The sequence below is a fragment of the Enterococcus sp. CWB-B31 genome, from assembly GCF_020567645.1.
Taxonomy (GTDB): Bacteria; Bacillota; Bacilli; order Lactobacillales; family Enterococcaceae; genus Enterococcus_L.
The window spans coordinates 32,525-52,297 of the sequence record NZ_JAJDJW010000016.1; the positions used below are offsets into that span (position 1 = coordinate 32,525).

The window sequence follows — 19,773 nt, forward strand, 5'->3', positions numbered from 1 at the left end:
GACAGTCCAAACAGCAGATTTAGTTTTTATACGCAGTTATGAGCCATGAAGATGTATTCTGTTTTAAATTGGTCTATCTATGCATAATTTACTTGATTAAAATGTTGAAAAAACGTAAAGTAGTAGTGTATTAAGTTTATTTTCAAGGAGGAGAAGGAATGTCACACATTAATTTTGACTATTCCAAATTAGCACCTTTTGTTGCTGAACATGAATTGGAATATATGCAAACTCAAATCGATGCAGTGGATGCAGCATTGAGACAAGGAACGGGTGCCGGAAATGATTACATTGGGTGGATTGATCTGCCTGAAAATTATGACAAAGATGAATTTGCCCGTATCAAAAAAGCAGCAGAAAAAATCCAGTCAGATTCAGAAGTACTGGTTGTTATCGGTATTGGCGGTTCTTATCTGGGTGCTCGTGCTGCGATTGAGTTCCTGCAGCATTCTTTCAGCAATGCATTAACAAAAGAAGAGCGCAAAGTACCTCAAGTATTCTTTGCAGGGAACAGCATCAGTTCAACTTATTTAGTTGATTTAATCAATGTAATCGGAGACCGTGATTTTTCTGTCAATGTTATTTCAAAATCTGGTACAACGACAGAGCCGGCAATTGCTTTTCGTGTATTTAAAGAATTATTGGTTAAAAAATATGGCAAGGAAGAAGCAAACAAACGGATCTATGCAACTACTGACCGTGAAAAAGGCGCAGTGAAGGTTGAAGCAGATGCTGAAGGCTGGGAAACATTTGTAATTCCTGATGATGTTGGCGGACGTTTTACTGTACTAACAGCTGTAGGTTTACTGCCGATTGCAGTCAGCGGAGCGGATATCGATGCATTGATGAACGGTGCAAATGATGCCCGCAAAGAATATGCTTCAACAACTGACTTAAAACAAAATCAGGCTTATCAGTATGCAGCATTACGTAATATTTTATATCGTAAAGGAAAGACAACAGAGATGCTGATTAATTATGAGCCTGGAATGCATTACTTCTCAGAATGGTGGAAACAGCTATATGGAGAGTCTGAAGGAAAAGACCAAAAAGGTATTTTCCCGGCTGCTGCTGACTTTTCAACAGACTTACACTCAATGGGGCAGTATGTTCAGGATGGTCTTCGTAATTTATTTGAAACCGTTGTGAAGATTGAGAATCCTCGTCATTCATTAACGATTCCATTGCAGGATGAAGATTTGGATGGACTGGGCTATCTTCAAGGAAAAGAGATTGATTTTGTTAATACAAAAGCGTTTGAAGGAACACTGTTAGCTCATACGGACGGAAATGTTCCTAATATGATTGTCAAAGTACCGAAAATGGATGAATATTCATTGGGCTATGTGATGTACTTCTTTGAAATTGCTGTAGGAATTTCAGGCTACTTAAACGGTGTAAATCCATTTGATCAGCCGGGGGTAGAAGCATACAAGAAAAACATGTTTGCCTTACTTGGCAAACCTGGATTTGAAGATTTGGCAAAAGAATTGAACGAACGTCTGTAAAAAGATAAAAAATGGATGATGCCTGTTAAAGTTTGAAATAGACTTTAGCGGGTATTTCTAATTTCTGCGTCTTCTGTGAATACTAAAATTACCTCTTTTATCTCATCTTTTTAAAGGCCATCTGTCTTTGTATGCCTATCGATAAGATTTATATATTTCTTTTGGTAGCTCAAGGTTCACTTTAGAAACATATGCCAGCTGGCTTTTTTTATGATCCCATCTGTTTTACTATTATCATATGTTCTTTTTCGATTAATTAGTAATAATGGATTTATAGCTTATATGATGTATTTGTTTTTGGTGACATGTATTACTTCAGCTGTCTCATATTTCTCCGGGAGGGTCATATTTGAAAGAAGATGGATTGCATTGCTGTTTTCAGGATATGATTGTCAGAGATGCTTTAGGAGAGTTGTTGGGTTTTGTTTTTGTTCCTTTAGCTTTGGCTGGAATGTACAGCATTTTGTTTAAAGATAAAAAATACTAGTATTGGCTTGTTATCGGAATAAGCTTGCTTATTTTGTCGCATATAATTTCTTGGATAATAAATTAGAATAGCCAAAAAACGGCTGAAGAAGAATCTGTGGATTCGTTTCTCAGCCGTTTTAAAGTTTATATTATTTTTGATTAGATTTTCTTTACATGCGCAGCCTGAAGACCGCGATTTCCCTGAACAACTTCAAAGGTAACTTCCTGATTTTCTTCCAGTTGTTTAAATCCTTCTTCTTCAATAGCAGTGAAATGAACGAAAATTTCTTCATCTTCATTATATGATAGAAATCCATAGCCTTTTCTATTGTCAAACCATTTGACGAATCCTTTTTCCATTCGCTTCACGCTCCCTTTAAAATTTGAAACTAGTCTAATTATAAAGACTATACAGGAAAACGTCAACATTTTGGAATAGGAGAATATAAACGTGGAAAACTACAAAAATAACCGTTATAATAGTAAATAACTTAACGAAAAGCATTTTATATTTATAAAAGTTCGGGAAAAGAGGTAAAAATGAAGACAGATATTGAAATTTCACAAGAAATAGAGCTTCTGCCAATTGAAAAAGTTGCAGAAACGATAGGTTTAAGCGGGGATGATTTGGAACTTCATGGAAAGTACAAGGCAAAAGTTGATTTTCCAGCAATAAAAAAATTTGAACGAAATGATGATGGTAAACTGATTTTAGTGACATCAATTAACCCTACTCCTGCAGGGGAAGGAAAATCTACAGTTACAATTGGTTTGGGGGATGCACTAAACCGAATTGGCAAGAAAACAGTTATTGCTTTAAGAGAGCCTTCTTTAGGACCAGTTATGGGAATCAAAGGCGGAGCAACCGGCGGAGGCTATGCTCAGGTTTTACCAATGGAGGATATTAATCTGCATTTCACCGGGGATATGCATGCCATTACTACGGCAAACAATGCGTTATCTGCGTTGTTGGATAATCACATTCAGCAGGGAAACGAATTGAACATTGATGTTAGAAGAATAATCTGGAAACGGGTCGTGGATCTAAATGATCGGGAACTCAGACATGTTATTGTAGGTTTAGGCGGTCCGATTCAGGGAGTACCAAGAGAAGATGGATTTGATATTACTGTAGCCAGTGAGATCATGGCTATTCTTTGTCTTGCATCTCATCTGGAGGATTTAAAACTTCGTCTGGGAAATATTGTTATCGGTTATACATTCGATCGCGAGCCTGTAACAGTGAATGATTTAGAAGTTCAGGGAGCACTCGCTCTTTTGCTTAAAGATGCGATCAAGCCGAACCTTGTTCAGACAATTTATGGGACTGCAGCTCTTGTGCATGGCGGACCGTTTGCAAATATTGCCCATGGCTGCAACAGTGTTCTGGCTACCAAAACGGCTTTGAAATTAGGCGACTATGTTGTTACAGAAGCAGGGTTTGGTGCAGATTTGGGTGGAGAAAAATTCTTGGATATTAAGGTGCCGAATTTAAATAAAGCTCCTGACGCAGTAGTTATTGTAGCTACAATTCGTGCGTTGAAGATGCATGGCGGTGTTGCAAAAAATGAATTGGGAACGGAAAATGTATTTGCTTTGAAAAAAGGCTTTGCAAATCTCAAAAAGCATATCGAAAACATGGAAAGCTATGGATTGCCTGTTGTTGTTGCCATTAACGAATTTGTGAGCGACACAAAAAAAGAAGTGGAAATTCTGCTTGAATTGTGCAGTAAAGCTGGCGTTCCAGTTGAACTGACTCAGGTTTGGGAAAAAGGGGCGGAAGGAGGAGAGGCACTGGCTAAAGCAGTGCTTCACACGCTTGATACTCAAATGTCCAATTTCCGTACAATTTATTCGATGGGTATCGGATTGGAAGAAAAAATTGAAACTATTGTCACGAAAATTTATGGAGGAGAAGGCGTTTCATTTTCTCCGAAGGCGCAGAAACAACTGGAAACATTTACAAGATATGGCTGGGATCGTTTGCCTGTTTGTATGGCAAAAACGCAATATTCTCTTTCAGATGATCCGACAAAGTTGGGAGCGCCTGAAGGCTTTACTGTTACAATTCGTGAACTGGTTCCTAAACTGGGCGCAGGGTTTATTGTCGCGTTGATTGGGGATGTTATGACGATGCCGGGGCTGCCTAAAAAACCTGCTGCGTTAAATATGGATATTGATAAAGACGGAAATGCGATCGGATTATTCTAAATAAATCAAGCACAATGCAGATATTTATTCTGGGAAAAGCAGTGTTAATGCACTTTTTTTCCTAGAATTTTTTATAGCGTGGAGGCAATAAAAATAATCTGAATCATCCGAGTTAAAGCGCTTGCAAAACGATTTGGAATATGGTATAAAATAGATGTAAGGGGTAATAGAAATTCCCTAATAATGCCGCAGAGTTATGGCGGAGGAATAGTGAAACAGATGTTGAGAGAACATCGTAAAATGGGAGCCGAAGATGGCAAAGCTGAAAGGAACGTGGGAATTTGAGAAACTCCTTACCAACTGAATATGGTCTGGCAGGTATCTGATAATTGTTGGATTGAGTGGACATAAGAACCTCAATTCTGATGTGTATGGAAACGAAGAGAAAGATGCTTGTCAGACTATTTTTGTGCATAATTTTCGCTTTTGAGAAAGTTTATAGAAGAAAAATGCTTAAATCATGAAGGAATTAAAATAATAAATAGAAAATGATTAAAGAAAAGGATGTTCCGATGCGGGAATAATCCTTGTTTTTTTCTTTTCTAGCTGTTTCATTTAGTATATACTTGATAAGAGTTGCATGGAGGTGTATAAAAATGATTGTTCATTTTACACGGAAGACCGGTTTTTACGGGATGGCAACACCAATTGAGGTAATGAAAAACGGCGAGCGCTGGTTTCTCATTACTAATAATTCAGAAAAAATGGTTGAAGTAAATGAAAATGAGGTTGAGGTGCAGGTCCGCTTTTATTTTATGAAAAGTGATGTATTCCTTCTTGCAAATAATTCGGCGGAGAAAGAGTTGGAAATAAAAATGAATCCGATTCTGGTTTCAAATTATTTATTTTTCTTTTTTCTGATTCTAGTTGCTCGGGGTTCGTATTGGGGTGTATTGATTCTTTTGGCTTTATACTGTATCTTTTTATTTTCAGTACTCAAAAAAGCATATGTAATTAAGGAGAAAACAGATGGGACATAATGCTGAGCAGTTTTTAAATAGTTTTAATCGAATAGAAAAATGGCTGAGAGATCAGCTTAATAACCCGGCAACAATGGGTTTTAGCGAGATGACCAGACGAATGGCAAAAAAGAGCCAATCTCAGGTAGCGTCATTTGAAAATGATCTTCTCCAGATGGCTCAGCTGAGGAATGCCATTGTTCATGAACGGATATCAAAAGATTTTGTTATAGCAGAGCCTAATGAATGGGCGGTAAGCCGTATCACTGAAATTGAGCATCAGCTGATTGAACCTGAAAAGGTATTACCGAAATTTTCAAAGCCCGTCACAGGCTTTGAAATGACTATTTCCTTGGAGGAAATTTTGAGAATTGTCGCCAAAAAACGGTATTCTCAGTTTCCAATCTATCACATGGGTAAATTTAAGGGATTTATTACAGTTAGAGGATTGGGAATTTGGCTGGCAGTCGAAAGTACAAAAGGAGAAATAAAACTGGCTGGAAAAACAGCAGGTGATTTACTTGCAAACAATTACAAACAAGGAAACTACGAATTTGTTGGTGAAAATACCAAAGTTTTTCAGGTGGAGGAAATGTTTGCTTCAAATGTTCGGCTGGAAGCTGTTTTAATAACGAAGGATGGAAATCCAGATGGGAATTTACTGGGAATTATCCGCCCAAGAGATTTGTATAAAAACGGAGAAAAGGAATGATGGGATTGTTAGCAGTGTATTTGCTTCTTAGCGCAGTGATTATTGGTTTGGATCAATGGACCAAGTATTTGACTGTGAAAAATATTCAACTAGGAGAAACGAAAGATTTTATTTCAGGATTTATTTCTTTCACATATGTTCGAAATACAGGGGGAGCCTGGAGTATTTTGGCAGGGAAGATGACCTTTTTTTATATAATCACGGTAATCGTGGCCGGGGTTATTTTATATCTACTCTTCAAAAACATTAATGGAAGCAAATGGTTTACATTTGGTCTTAGTCTGGTTTTGGCGGGTGCACTCGGTAATTTTATTGATCGGTTGCGTCTTGGTTATGTTGTGGATATGATACAGACGGATTTTATGAAATTTCCGATTTTTAATGTTGCTGATATGTCCTTAGTTATAGGAGTTGGCTGTATTTTTATCTACCTGATTTTAGATGAACGGGCAGAAAAAAGAAAAAAAGCAAAATGATTTAGTAAGATGAATCAGCAGATTATGTATGTCAGTAATCGTCAAATAGAAAGAAATGAAGGATGGAAAAAATGGAGCGAATCAGCTTAACAATCAATACAGAAACAGGCAGAATAGATAAAGTTTTAAGTGAGCATTTAGATTATTCACGTTCACAAATTCAACAGTGGTTGAAAGAACAGCAGGTCCGAGTAAATGGAGAAGTCGTTCGATCCAATTATAAAGTAAAACAGAAGGATCAAATTGAGATTGATATTCCCGAACCTGAGGAATTGCTGATTGAGGCTGAAAATATTGCTCTTACTATTGTCTATGAAGACAAGGATGTTGCTGTCATAGATAAGCCTCAAGGAATGGTGGTACATCCGGCAGCGGGTCATACAAACGGAACACTGGTCAATGCATTGATGTATCATATTAAGGATCTTTCCTCAATTAATGGAGTTATTCGACCAGGGATTGTCCATCGGATTGATAAAGATACTTCCGGGCTTTTGATGGTGGCAAAAAATGATAAAGCACATGAGTCTCTGGCGGAACAGCTGAAAGAGAAAACATCTGTCAGAAAATATCTTGCGTTGGTTCATGGCGAGATTTCGCACGATAAGGGAGAAATTAATGCCCCAATCGGACGTTCAAAAACTGACCGGAAAATGCAGGCAGTTATTGAAACAGGGAAGCCTGCTGTCACTCACTTTCAGGTAGTCGAACGTTTTTCCGGCTATACTCTGATAGAGCTTCAGCTTGAAACGGGTCGAACGCACCAGATTCGGGTTCATATGAAATATATTGGTTATCCTGTGGCAGGCGATCCGCTTTACGGTCCCAAAAAAACACTGAAAGGGAATGGTCAGTTCCTTCATGCCAAAACGCTGGGCTTTGTTCACCCGACAACCGGTGAATACATGGAGTTTGAAACGCCGTTACCAAAGGTTTTTGAAAAAACTTTGGAGCAATTAAGAAATAATGATTGATTTATTTTTTATTAAAAGGTACACTATCTTTAGTTGAATATTATTCCTTTAAGAGTAGTCCCGTGAGGCTAAGAAGGACACATGCAGAAAATATTTAAGTGCGCTTAAATCAAGGTCTGTGTGTATTACAGTATACACTTATGTAAGCTATCCTCCTGTCCTCTGGGCAGGAGTTTTTTTATTGTCAAAAAGCTACTTTGATAAAAAAGGATAAGAAGCTCAACAATTGTATTTTTATAAGGACGTGTCTGAGAATTCGTACTTCAATCGTTTTTGAAACCACAGCCTAATGAATAAAGCAGTAAAATGTATAAGGAGGCATATATCATGCAAGGAAAAGAAGTTGTAGATGCAGTAACAATGAAACGGGCATTAACACGAATCACGTATGAAATCATTGAAAGGAATAAGGGCATTCAGGATATTGTTCTTGTGGGAATCAAGACCAGAGGAATTTATATCGCAGCCAGAATTGCAGAACGTTTGAAACAACTGGAAAATGTTGATGTTCCAGTCGGTGAGCTGGATATCACCTTATACCGGGATGATGTTGCAGAGCCTGAATCACAAGAGCCGGAGCTTCATTCTTCAGATATTCCTTTTTCAGTAGAAGGGAAGCAGGTTATTCTGATAGACGATGTCCTTTTCACTGGAAGAACCATTCGAGCAGCACTGGATGCGATCATTGATCTTGGCAGACCAAAGAAAATTTCATTAGCTGTGCTGGTGGACCGAGGGCATAGAGAGCTGCCGATTCGCGCAGATTATGTAGGAAAGAACATCCCAACCTCCTTAAAAGAAGAGATCATTGTAGAGATGGAAGAGCTGGATGGAAAAGATAGAATTTTAATCAATAAAGAATCAGAATAGGCTGGATAGAAAGTTGGAAAAAGAGAAAATGGATGAGAAAAAGTTTAGAAATACAGATGTTGTTTTGGATATACAAGATAAACCAGGTGCCCTGCAGTGGATGGGCTTAAGCCTGCAGCACTTATTTACAATGTTTGGCGCCAATGTACTGGTGCCGATTTTAACGGGACTCGAACCAAGTATCGCTTTATTTAGTTCGGGCGTTGGGACACTATTATTTATCCTGATCACTAAAGGGTCAGTACCTGCGTATCTTGGCAGCAGCTTTGCCTTTATCTCAGCAATTAATGCATTGATGGCGACTCAAGGGTACCCGGCTGTGGCACAGGGAATTATCTATGCGGGGATTGTTTATCTGATTGTCGCACTGATTATTTCAAAAGTCGGATCAGACTGGATAAATAAAATTTTGCCCCCGGTCGTAGTTGGACCGGTGATCATGGTTATCGGACTGGGGCTTGCTTCAACCGCTGGGAACCAGGCAATGTTCAGAACACTGGCAAATGGGGAAGCTGTTTATGACAGTAAATTTTTCATAGTAGCATTATTTACTTTGGGAATTACGATCTTTTTCAACATGTATTTGAAAGGATTTATGAGTCTGATTCCGATTTTACTGGGGATCGTCTGCGGTTATCTTTTTGCAATGCTGATGGGCATTGTGGATTTATCTGCGGTTGATGAAGCAAGGTGGTTCAGTCTGCCGGCATTTCAGCTGCCTTTCATAGACTATGATCTCTCATTTTCACTCGCAGCACTGACGAGCATGGCTCCGATTGCGTTTGTGACGATGACGGAACATATGGGACACATGATGGTTTTAAGTAAAATCACCAAACGGAATGTCTTTAAATCTCCGGGGCTGAATAAAACATTGTTGGCAGACGGACTGTCAACAATTATCGGCGGGTTTACAGGCGGGCCGCCGACTACCAGCTATGGCGAAAACATAGGTGTACTTGCGATTACAAAGGTTCACAGTGTCTATGTAATTGGCGGAGCAGCTGTACTGGCTATTGCAGCTGGATTCATCGGAAAGGTCAGTGCATTAATTCTGAGTATTCCGAGTCCGGTAATCGGCGGAATCAGCTTTCTGCTGTTTGGAGTGATTGCTTCAAGCGGATTGCGGATACTGATCGACAACAAAGTCGATTATGATCAGAAACGGAACCTTGTCATCACATCATCCATTTTGGTTATTGGGATTGGCGGAGCGTATTTGAAAATTGCCAGCTTTGAATTAACAAGTATGGCATTAGCAACCATGCTGGGAATCATATTGAATCTGATTTTACCTGAGAAGGCACGAAGCGAAGTAGAATGATTGGTTTATAAGCTGTAAATGCAGCTTTTAGTATTAGTAATAGAACACGAAATAATGAGACAGAAAAATTGACCATTTTCTGTCTGATAAATCAAATCTGGTTTCTAAAGAAAGAGTAGACATAATAATAGGAGGAATGACGAATGATTCATACGTCAGAACGAGTCAGTTTAAAGCACTTATTAACTGTTGAAGCCTTAAGTGATCAGGAAGTAATGGGATTGATCAGACGAGGGCAGGAATTTAAACAGGGAGCAATATGGCAATCCGGCAGGAAGCAGTACTTTGCAACGAACCTATTTTTCGAAAATAGTACGCGGACGCATAAAAGCTTTGATGTTGCTGAAAAGAAACTGGGCCTTGAAGTGATCGAATTTGAAGCCAGTACAAGCTCTGTTCAAAAAGGTGAAACACTGTATGACACAGTTCTGACAATGTCGGCTCTTGGAGTAGATGTAGCAGTTATTCGTCATGGCGAAGAGAATTATTATGATAAGCTGATTCAAAGCAAAACGATTCAATGCTCCATTATCAATGGTGGAGATGGCAGTGGTCAGCATCCTACCCAATGCTTGCTGGATCTGATGACCATTTATGAGGAATTTGGTTATTTTGAAGGATTGAAGGTCGGTATCATTGGAGACCTGACACATTCCAGAGTGGCAAAATCAAATATGCAGCTGCTGAAAAGGCTTGGAGCTGAAATTTATTTCTCTGGTCCCGAAGAGTGGTATGATGCGCAGTTTGATGTTTATGGTGATTACGAATCTATTGACGAGGTCGTCCAAAAAGCAGATGTAATGATGATGCTGCGGGTACAGCATGAACGACATGACGGAACGGAAAGCTTTTCAAAAGAGGAGTACCATCAGCAGCACGGTTTGACTGTTGAACGTGCAAAAAAAATGAAAAAAGAAGCAATTATTATGCACCCGGCACCCATTAATCGAGACGTGGAGCTGGCTGATTCTCTGGTTGAAGGTATTCAGTCCAGAATTGTTCAGCAGATGAACAACGGAGTCTACATGAGAATGGCAATATTAGAAGCTGTATTAGCAGGAAAGGCATAGGAGGCAAGTATGAAAACATTAATTAAAAATGGAAAAATTGTTGAAAACGGGAACGAATTAACTGAAGCTTCAATTTGGATTGAAGCAGGGAAAATATTTGCAGTTGGTCAAAAATTTGATGAAGCACTGTTTGAGCAGGTTTATGATGCAAAGGGACAGTTGATTACACCCGGACTGGTTGATGTTCATGTCCATTTGAGAGAACCGGGCTTTACGTATAAAGAAACGATTGCAACAGGAAGCAAAGCAGCTGCAAGAGGCGGCTTCACTACTGTTTGTGCAATGCCGAATTTGAATCCTGTACCTGATACCGCAGAAAAGCTGGAAGAAATCTACAAGACTATCAGCAAAGAGGCTGTCGTAAAGGTGCTGCAGTATGCACCCATTACAGAAGAGCTGAGAAGTGAACGGTTAACGGATCAAAAGGCTTTAAAAGAAGCTGGTGCATTTGCATTTACGAATGACGGTGTGGGCGTTCAGACTGCAGGAACCATGTATCTGGCAATGAAGGAAGCAGCAGCAAACAATATGGCTCTTGTTGCACATACAGAAGATGAATCGCTTTTGTTTGGCGGGGTAATGCATACCGGTAAAGTATCGGAAAAACTAGGACTTCCAGGTATTCTCGGTGCCACCGAAGCTTCACAGATTGCACGAGACATCACACTGGCAAAGGAAACAGGCGCTCACTATCATGTCTGTCACGTGTCTGCAGAAGAAAGTGTGCGGGTTATCCGTGATGCCAAACGAGCAGGAATTCATGTAACGGCTGAAGTTTCTCCACACCATCTTCTGCTGATTGATGAAGATATCCCGGAAGATAACGGTTTTTGGAAAATGAATCCTCCCTTAAGAGGAAGAGCGGATCGCAAGGCTTTGATTGAAGGGCTGTTGGATGGAACGATTGACTGTATTGCAACTGACCATGCACCGCATGGTCTGGAAGAGAAGAAGCAGTCATTTTTAAAAGCTCCATTTGGAATTGTCGGCAGTGAAACGGCTTTTCAACTGATTTACACTCACTTTGTTGAAACAGGAAAGTTCACATTGGAACAAGTAGTAGATTGGATGTCTGTGAAACCGGCTGAAATATTCGGATTGAAAGCTGGAACACTGAAAATTGGTGCGGCAGCAGATTTGGCTGTATTTGATTTAGAACTTGAGGAAGCCATTGATGATAAAAAATTTGAATCACTTGCGGTAAATACACCTTTTGTCGGGTGGAGAGTAAAAGGAAATACATTGATGACATTTGTTGATGGGAAGCTGGTTTGGTCTAAGGAGGAAGCATAACGTTGAAACGATTACTGATTTTAGAAGACGGCACTGTTTTTGAAGGAAAAGCGTTCGGGGCAGAAGTGAATGTAGTAGGTGAAGTCGTATTTACGACGAGTATGACTGGGTATCAGGAAACAATTACGGACCAAAGCTTTAACGGTCAGATTATCACATTTACTTATCCGATGATAGGGAATTACGGCATTAATCGTGATGATTATGAGTCCATTTCGCCGACCTGTAAAGGAGTGATCGTTAAAGAGTATGCAAGACTGGCGTCAAACTGGCGCAACCAAATGACACTGGATGAATTTCTCAAAAGGAAAGGAATTCCCGGTATTGCAGGAATTGACACACGTGCATTGACGAAAAAGCTTCGTTCTGTTGGAACCATGAAAGGACTGTTGACAGATGAAGGGGATGACTTTAATCATCTATTTGATCAGCTTCGTGCGACAGTTATGCCAAAGAATCAGGTTGCTCAGGTTTCAACAACAAAGCCCTATCCGAGTCCAGGTGTCGGACGAAATGTAGTAGTGATTGATTTTGGTTTGAAACACAGCATCCTGCGTGAGCTGTCCAAGAGAAATTGCAATCTGACTGTTTTACCTTATAATACAGATGCACAAACGATTTTAGATCTCCATCCGGATGGAGTGATGCTGACAAATGGACCTGGAGACCCAAAAGATGTCCCGGAAGCAATTGAAATGATTCAGCAGATTCAGGGGAAGGTTCCGATTTTTGGAATCTGTCTTGGACATCAGCTTTTTTCGCTGGCTAACGGAGCAGACACTTATAAGATGAAATTCGGTCATCGGGGACTGAATCATCCGGTCAGAGAGATTGCGACTGGGAGAATAGATTTTACTTCTCAAAACCATGGTTACGCAGTGGATGAAAAAACAGTTGATCCAGAAAAATTAATGGTCACGCATATAGAAATAAATGATGGTACAGTTGAAGGGGTACGACATAAGGAATTTCCGGCTTTTACTGTGCAGTATCACCCGGATGCAGCCCCTGGTCCTCATGATGGACTACACCTTTTTGATGAATTTATGGAACTAATGGATGCATGGAAGGAGCAGGAAAATGCCTAAAAGAACAGATATAAAGAAAATTATGGTCATCGGTTCCGGGCCGATTATCATTGGTCAGGCTGCAGAATTTGATTATGCAGGAACACAGGCATGTCTTGCTCTGAAAGAAGAAGGCTACGAAGTTGTTTTGGTCAATTCCAATCCAGCAACAATTATGACGGATAAAGAGATTGCTCATAAAGTTTACATCGAACCGATCACTCTTGAATTTGTTTCGAGAATTCTGCGTAAAGAAAGACCAGATGCGTTACTTCCAACACTGGGTGGGCAGACTGGTCTGAACATGGCAATGGAACTGGCAGCATCAGGCATCCTTGAAGAGCTGAATGTTGAACTGCTGGGAACGAAGCTGAGTGCGATTGACCAGGCAGAAGATCGTGATCTGTTCAAACAGTTAATGGAAGAACTTGAACAGCCGATTCCTGAAAGTGATATCGTGCACACGGTGGAAGAAGCAGTTGCTTTCGCCAATACAATTGGTTATCCAATTATCGTTCGTCCTGCATTTACTTTAGGCGGAACCGGCGGCGGAATGTGCGACAATGAGGAAGAGCTGCGAGTGGTAGCTGAAAACGGCTTGAAACTTTCGCCGGCAACGCAGTGTCTAATTGAAAAAAGTATAGCCGGCTATAAAGAGATTGAGTATGAAGTAATGCGGGATTCAGCTGATAATGCCATTGTGGTCTGCAATATGGAAAATTTTGATCCAGTGGGTATTCATACAGGAGATTCGATTGTATTTGCGCCAAGTCAGACATTATCAGATTACGAATATCAAATGCTGAGAGATGCATCACTAAAAATTATTCGTGCCTTGAAGATCGAGGGGGGCTGTAATGTTCAGCTCGCGCTTGATCCTCATAGCTTTAACTATTATGTAATTGAAGTTAACCCCAGAGTTTCCCGCTCTTCTGCATTGGCAAGTAAAGCGACCGGCTATCCGATTGCAAAGCTTGCAGCAAAAATTGCCGTTGGTTTAACGCTGGATGAAATGAAAAATCCTGTAACTGAAACAACCTATGCGGAGTTTGAACCGGCATTGGATTACGTCGTTGCGAAAATTCCCCGTTGGCCTTTTGACAAGTTTGAAAAGGGTGAACGTCTTTTAGGTACACAGATGAAGGCAACCGGAGAAGTTATGGCAATCGGTCGAAATATTGAGGAATCTTTACTGAAAGCTGTTCGTTCTCTGGAAATCGGAGCCTATCACAATGAATTGAAAGAGTTAAAAGAGGTTTCAGATGAATTACTGACTGAAAAAATGGTTAAGGCACAGGATGACCGTCTGTTCTATCTGTCAGAAGCATTAAGAAGAGGCTATAGTATTGAAGAACTTGCTTATTTAACGAAGGTCGATTTGTTCTTCCTTGATAAATTATTGCATATTGTGGAATTGGAAACAGCGCTTGCTGCAAACAAGAACGATTTTGAAACACTGAAAGAAGCAAAACAAAACGGTTTTTCTGATCGTAAAATTGCTGATCTGTGGTCCATGACTGAACAGGAAATAAGGAAGTACAGATATGATAATAATCTGATTCCTGTCTATAAGATGGTAGATACCTGTGCAGCTGAATTTGAATCGCAAACACCATATTTTTACAGCACATATGAATTCGAAAATGAGAGTATTCGTTCTGAGAAGGCATCTATTCTGGTGCTTGGCTCCGGTCCTATCCGAATTGGTCAAGGTGTGGAATTTGACTATGCAACCGTACATTCCGTTAAGGCGATTCAGGCAGCAGGCTATGAAGCAATTATTATGAACAGCAATCCGGAAACCGTCTCAACTGACTTTTCAATCTCAGACAAATTATATTTTGAACCCTTAACACTTGAAGATGTTATGAACGTGATTGATTTGGAGCAGCCGGAGGGTGTGATCGTTCAGTTCGGCGGTCAAACGGCAATTAATCTGGCGGAGCCATTATCGAAAAACGGCGTGAAAATTCTTGGAACGACGATTGAAGATCTGGATCGTGCAGAAAACCGCGACTTGTTTGAACAAGCTTTAAAACAACTCGAAATTCCTCAGCCGCCGGGAGATACAGCAGTCAGTGCAGAGGGGGCTGTTGAAGTAGCCAATCGGATCGGCTATCCGGTTTTGGTCCGCCCAAGTTATGTACTGGGGGGACGAGCAATGGAAATTGTCGAAAATCAGCGTGATCTTGAGGATTATATGGAGCATGCAGTAAAGGCTTCACCTGAGCATCCTGTTCTGGTAGACAGCTATCTGGTCGGAAGAGAATGTGAAGTTGATGCTATCTGTGATGGAGAAACCGTCCTGATCCCAGGAATTATGGAACATATTGAACGTGCCGGCGTGCATTCAGGTGATTCGATGGCTGTTTATCCGCCGCAGACTCTTTCTGAAACAATTAAAGAAACGATTACTGAGTATACAAAAAAACTGGCTTTAGGCTTAAATTGTATTGGTATGATGAATATTCAATTTGTTATTCATGAAGAAACGGTTTATGTGATTGAAGTGAATCCGAGAGCCAGCCGCACCGTTCCGTTTTTAAGTAAAATCACAGGCATCTCAATGGCACAGGTAGCGACAAAAGCAATTTTAGGTGAAAAATTGACAGAACTTGGTTATGAAGATGGGCTGTATCCTGAAAGTAAACAGGTTCATATTAAAGCACCAGTCTTTTCCTTCACCAAATTACAAAAAGTAGATACGTATCTTGGACCTGAGATGAAATCCACAGGAGAAGTCATGGGTTCAGACTACAGTCTTGAAAAAGCACTCTATAAGGCTTTCGAAGCCAGCGGTCTTCATTTGCCAAGCTATGGTGCAGTGTTGTTTACGATTGCAGATGAAACCAAAGAGGAAGCTTTGGCATTGGCAAAACGGTTTACAGCGATTGGCTATAGCCTGGTTGGTACAGCCGGTACAGCAAAATATTTTGAAAAGGCTGGTCTTCATGTAAAGACTGTATCCAAAATTGAAGATAAAGAGGAAGACAACGAAACAGTTGTGGATGTTATCCGAAGTGGTCAGACACAGGTGGTAGTTAATACAATGGATAAGGACCGGTCATCTTCAAATGAGGATGGATTTATTATTCGGAGAGAGTCTGTTGAGCAGGGGGTACCATTATTTACCTCTCTTGATACGGCAAATGCCATATTAAAGGTATTGGAATCCAGGGCTTTTTCAACAGAGGCAATTTAGAATCAAGGCTGGGCAGAATTTGCTCTGAGCTGATGTTCTATTGTGAGAAAAAAGATGGATAAAAGAATGATCAACAGGTACAAGAATATTATGGAGGGAGTCAGCAGATGAAACAGGAAATGATGACAATCGTTGAACAGAAACAACTGGCACCGCGGATTTTTCAAATGACTTTATCTGGTGAGCTGGTTAATGAGATGGGGATTCCCGGTCAGTTTCTACACATTAAAGTCCCGCGCGAAGATTTTCTGCTCAGAAGACCAATCAGCATCAATCAGATTGATAAAGAAGAGAAAACATGTACAATTATCTATCGAACAGAAGGTGATGGGACCCTTTATTTTTCCAACATGTCTGTTGGTGAAAAACTGGATGTGATGGGACCTCTGGGTAACGGTTTTGATGTATCGTTTTTGGAAGCCGGACAAAAGGTTTATATTGTTGGCGGCGGCATTGGCATTCCTCCCTTATATGAGCTGTCCCGTCAGCTAAAAGAAAAAGGTGTTGAGGTTGTCCACTTTCTTGGATATGCTTCAAAGGCTGTTTCCTACTTTCAAAATGAGTTCATTGCGTTAGGGGATACACGTTTTGCGACAGACGATGGAACGTTTGGCATAAACGGAAATGTCGGTAATCTATTGTTGGATGCTTTAAAAGATGAAGAACCTGCTGCTGTATTCGCGTGCGGTGCCAATGGCATGTTAAAGGCTGTAGCTCAGTTATTTCCAGATAATCCAAATGTCTTTTTGTCAATGGAACAGCGGATGGCCTGTGGAATGGGTGCCTGCTATGCCTGTGTCTGTCATGTTCCCGATGATGCAACAGGTGTTAAAAGTGTTAAAGTCTGTGACGAAGGTCCAATCTTTAGAGCAACGGAGGTTGTATTATGATGAAAAATCCATTAGCCGTGAGTTTGCCGGGACTTGAACTGAAAAATCCCATTATTCCTGCCAGCGGATGTTTTGGCTTTGGAGAGGAGTATGCAAATTATTATGATATCGGACAACTTGGTTCAATCATGATAAAAGCAACAACTGCTGAAGCTCGTTTTGGAAATCCTACGCCTAGAGTAGCTGAAACACCGAGTGGAATGTTAAATGCCATTGGTCTGCAGAATCCCGGTCTGGAAGCTGTGATGACCCAGAAACTGCCAGCTTTGGAAAAATATGATTTGCCGATCATTGCCAACGTCGCAGGTGCTTGCGAAGAAGACTATGTGGAGGTTTGTAGTAAAATCGGCGATGCGCCCAATGTTAAAGCAATTGAATTAAATATCTCCTGTCCAAATGTAAAGCATGGGGGGATCGCTTTTGGAACAGATCCGGATGTTGCTTTTCAACTGACTGAATCGGTGAAAAAAGTGGCAAAGGTTCCCGTGTATGTTAAATTGTCTCCAAATGTAACAGACATTACTCCTATTGCTCAGGCAATTGAAGCAGGCGGTGCAGATGGGTTTACAATGATCAACACACTGCTTGGTATGCGGATTGATTTAAAAACGCGGCGTCCGATTTTAGCCAATAGTACGGGAGGACTTTCAGGACCAGCAATCAAACCTGTGGCAATTCGATTGATTCATCAGGTTTCCAAAATTTCCAAACTGCCGATTATTGGCATGGGCGGAGTCCAGACAGTAGACGACGTGCTTGAAATGTTTATGGCCGGAGCTAGTGCAGTTGGGGTTGGAACTGCTAATTTTACTGATCCGTATATTTGCCCGAAATTAATTAAGGGATTGCCTGTTCGCATGGGAGAACTAGGAATTGAATCACTGGAAGAATTAATTAAAGAAGTCAGAGAGGAGCATCAGTCATGAACAGCCGACCTGTCGTTGCATTGGACTTCCCTTCAAGAAAGGAAGTAGAAGATTTTCTGCAACACTTTCCAAAAGAGGAATTGCTTTATGTAAAAGTGGGAATGGAGTTGTTTTATCAGGAAGGACCGGAAATTGTTAAATGGCTTAAGGCTTCCGGACATTCTGTTTTTTTAGATTTAAAGCTACATGACATTCCCAATACAGTGGAATATGCAATGAAAGGTCTAGCCAAATTGGGTGTGGATATGACCAATGTTCATGCTGCTGGAGGAATACGAATGATGGAAGCTGCCAAAAGAGGGCTTGAGGCTGGGACTAAGGAAGGTGCTGAGACGCCAGTCTTAATAGCTGTTACACAGCTTACATCAACAAGTGAAGAAGAAATGCAGAGAGATCAGCTGATCAGCGTTTTGCTGGAAGAGAGTGTTGTGCACTATGCAGAATGTGCTGAAAAAGCAGGCCTTGATGGTGTAGTTTGTTCCGCCTGGGAGGTTGAAAGGATTAAAAAGAAAACAAATCAGGATTTCGTTTGTCTGACTCCCGGCATTCGTCCAACAGGAAGTGCGATTGGCGACCAGCAACGTGTGATGACACCTCAGGAAGCAAAAAAAATCGGCTCGGATTATATTGTCGTGGGGCGACCAGTAACAAAAAGCGACAATCCTTATGAGGCATATCTTTCTATTAAAAAAGAATGGAATGGAGAGAAATAAATGACTGAATCAGCAATAAATATCGCAAAAGATTTACTGAAAATTGAAGCAGTATTCCTAAGTCCAAACGAACCATTCACTTGGGCAAGCGGGATTAAAAGTCCTATTTACTGCGACAATCGAATTACAATGAGTTATCCGATGATCCGTAAAGAAATCGCTCAAGGCTTGGCTGACAAAATTGAAGCTGAATTTCCCGATGTAGAGGTGATTGCAGGGACAGCCACTGCAGGTATTCCTCATGCAGCATGGGTCGCAGAGATTTTGAATCTGCCTATGGTGTATATTCGCAGCAAAGCCAAAGAACACGGTAAAGGCAATCAGATCGAAGGTCGAATCACTGAGGGTCAGAAAATGGTTGTTATCGAGGATCTGATTTCTACTGGCGGAAGTGTATTGGAAGCTGCAGAAGCAGCCAAGCGTGAAGGAGCAGATGTTTTAGGAGTGGCAGCAATATTCACCTATGAACTGCCGAAAGGTCAGGAGAATTTTGCTTCACATGGTATGGATTTGGTTACCTTAACGAACTATTCTACTTTGCTGGAGGCAGCATTGGAGGCAAATTATATAGAAGCGCAAGATTTGGATCTTCTGAAAGAATGGAAAAAGAACCCGGAGGCATGGAAAAAAGACCAGTGATCTGACAATGTTATAAATTATAATTAAAAATAATTTATAAATAATGTTCAATGATAGAAAATGTTAACCTGTATACTTCAATGATAAAAACAAACAGCTTTAAACCTGTATTAAAAGCGTGCTTCTACGCTTTTTCGGATGCTCGTCGCATGTCTTATAACCACATACAAGACATGCCAACGCTTTTCCAAGTAGACACGTTTGTATCAAGAATCGAACGAAGTCCTTCAATTTTTAGTGACTTTGCCATTTAGAAATTGATGAGATCGAAACGAAGTGTAGTGTAGTTGTAGTGAGAATCATAGATACAAGGATTTCCCGCTTTTGTAGGAATATCTAGTGAAATTGCCAGTCCCACTGATGCAGGAATATCTAGTGGGATGGTATGCGAGCCGACAATCTGAGGAATGTGTAAACATTCAATCACTTTTTGGAGGTAGCTGCCAGTCTCACTAAGATAAATAAACTAGT

18 protein-coding genes are annotated in these 19,773 nt (G+C 40.5%); 17 read left to right on the forward strand and 1 reads right to left on the reverse strand.

From position 1 onward, the window contains the following. Positions 1-158 precede the first annotated feature (158 nt). Together LI954_RS12875 and LI954_RS12880 are read left to right on the forward strand one after the other, a co-directional pair. Positions 159-1,508, forward strand: coding sequence for a glucose-6-phosphate isomerase (locus LI954_RS12875; RefSeq protein WP_229444670.1), 1,350 nt, complete (start codon positions 159-161; stop codon positions 1,506-1,508). A 349-nt stretch (positions 1,509-1,857) separates the two neighbouring features. Beyond that, positions 1,858-1,995, forward strand: a complete 138-nt coding sequence (locus LI954_RS12880; RefSeq protein ID WP_229444671.1) for a hypothetical protein — start codon at positions 1,858-1,860, stop codon at positions 1,993-1,995. A gap of 140 nt (positions 1,996-2,135) precedes the next feature. On the opposite strand, the gene LI954_RS12885 is transcribed toward LI954_RS12880, so the two are convergent. Then, positions 2,136-2,336 carry a cold-shock protein gene (locus LI954_RS12885; RefSeq protein WP_202066002.1) on the reverse strand — a complete coding sequence of 67 codons (201 nt, stop codon included), beginning with the start codon at positions 2,334-2,336 and terminating at the stop codon, positions 2,136-2,138. Between the two features lie 180 nt (positions 2,337-2,516). On the opposite strand from LI954_RS12885, the gene LI954_RS12890 reads away from it, so the two are divergent. The 15 genes from LI954_RS12890 (at position 2,517) to pyrE (ending at position 19,302) form a co-directional block, all read left to right on the forward strand. Beyond that, positions 2,517-4,187: a formate--tetrahydrofolate ligase gene (locus LI954_RS12890; protein ID WP_229444672.1), complete on the forward strand. Its 1,671-nt coding sequence runs from the start codon at positions 2,517-2,519 to the stop codon at positions 4,185-4,187. Between the two features lie 596 nt (positions 4,188-4,783). Beyond that, on the forward strand, positions 4,784-5,167 hold the full coding sequence (locus tag LI954_RS12895) for a hypothetical protein (RefSeq protein ID WP_202066010.1): 384 nt from the start codon (positions 4,784-4,786) through the stop codon (positions 5,165-5,167). Continuing rightward, a complete protein-coding gene (locus LI954_RS12900) occupies positions 5,157-5,858 on the forward strand; it encodes a CBS domain-containing protein (RefSeq protein ID WP_229444673.1) in 702 nt (233 codons plus the stop codon). Before LI954_RS12895 ends, LI954_RS12900 begins: the two co-directional genes overlap by 11 nt. A 5-nt stretch (positions 5,859-5,863) precedes the next feature. Continuing rightward, the gene (gene lspA, locus LI954_RS12905) at positions 5,864-6,334 is read left to right on the forward strand and encodes a signal peptidase II (protein ID WP_324254761.1); all 471 of its coding nucleotides are present in this window, start codon (positions 5,864-5,866) and stop codon (positions 6,332-6,334) included. A 71-nt stretch (positions 6,335-6,405) separates the two neighbouring features. Then, positions 6,406-7,308, forward strand: a complete 903-nt coding sequence (locus tag LI954_RS12910) for an RluA family pseudouridine synthase (protein WP_202066018.1) — start codon at positions 6,406-6,408, stop codon at positions 7,306-7,308. Between the two features lie 327 nt (positions 7,309-7,635). Beyond that, entirely contained in the window at positions 7,636-8,178 is a 543-nt protein-coding gene (gene pyrR / locus LI954_RS12915) for a bifunctional pyr operon transcriptional regulator/uracil phosphoribosyltransferase PyrR (RefSeq protein WP_229444674.1), read from the forward strand. A gap of 28 nt (positions 8,179-8,206) precedes the next feature. Further along, complete coding sequence (gene uraA / locus LI954_RS12920; protein ID WP_202066023.1) at positions 8,207-9,502, forward strand: uracil permease; 1,296 nt, start codon at positions 8,207-8,209, stop codon at positions 9,500-9,502. Between the two features lie 143 nt (positions 9,503-9,645). Further along, the gene (locus LI954_RS12925) at positions 9,646-10,572 is read left to right on the forward strand and encodes an aspartate carbamoyltransferase catalytic subunit (RefSeq protein ID WP_229440940.1); all 927 of its coding nucleotides are present in this window, start codon (positions 9,646-9,648) and stop codon (positions 10,570-10,572) included. A gap of 9 nt (positions 10,573-10,581) precedes the next feature. Continuing rightward, on the forward strand, positions 10,582-11,865 hold the full coding sequence (locus LI954_RS12930; RefSeq protein WP_229444675.1) for a dihydroorotase: 1,284 nt from the start codon (positions 10,582-10,584) through the stop codon (positions 11,863-11,865). 2 nt (positions 11,866-11,867) lie between these two features. Continuing rightward, positions 11,868-12,953: a carbamoyl phosphate synthase small subunit gene (locus LI954_RS12935; RefSeq protein ID WP_202066033.1), complete on the forward strand. Its 1,086-nt coding sequence runs from the start codon at positions 11,868-11,870 to the stop codon at positions 12,951-12,953. Beyond that, positions 12,946-16,134, forward strand: coding sequence for a carbamoyl-phosphate synthase large subunit (gene carB / locus LI954_RS12940; RefSeq protein WP_229444676.1), 3,189 nt, complete (start codon positions 12,946-12,948; stop codon positions 16,132-16,134). Before LI954_RS12935 ends, carB begins: the two co-directional genes overlap by 8 nt. A 107-nt stretch (positions 16,135-16,241) precedes the next feature. Next, positions 16,242-17,024 (forward strand): dihydroorotate dehydrogenase electron transfer subunit, encoded by a 783-nt coding sequence (locus LI954_RS12945; RefSeq protein ID WP_202066041.1) that lies wholly within the window; start codon positions 16,242-16,244, stop codon positions 17,022-17,024. Then, positions 17,021-17,950, forward strand: coding sequence for a dihydroorotate dehydrogenase (locus LI954_RS12950; protein ID WP_202066050.1), 930 nt, complete (start codon positions 17,021-17,023; stop codon positions 17,948-17,950). Before LI954_RS12945 ends, LI954_RS12950 begins: the two co-directional genes overlap by 4 nt. Continuing rightward, positions 17,947-18,663: an orotidine-5'-phosphate decarboxylase gene (gene pyrF, locus LI954_RS12955; protein WP_202066052.1), complete on the forward strand. Its 717-nt coding sequence runs from the start codon at positions 17,947-17,949 to the stop codon at positions 18,661-18,663. Before LI954_RS12950 ends, pyrF begins: the two co-directional genes overlap by 4 nt. Next, the gene (gene pyrE / locus LI954_RS12960) at positions 18,664-19,302 is read left to right on the forward strand and encodes an orotate phosphoribosyltransferase (protein WP_202066055.1); all 639 of its coding nucleotides are present in this window, start codon (positions 18,664-18,666) and stop codon (positions 19,300-19,302) included. Positions 19,303-19,773: the final 471 nt, after the last annotated feature.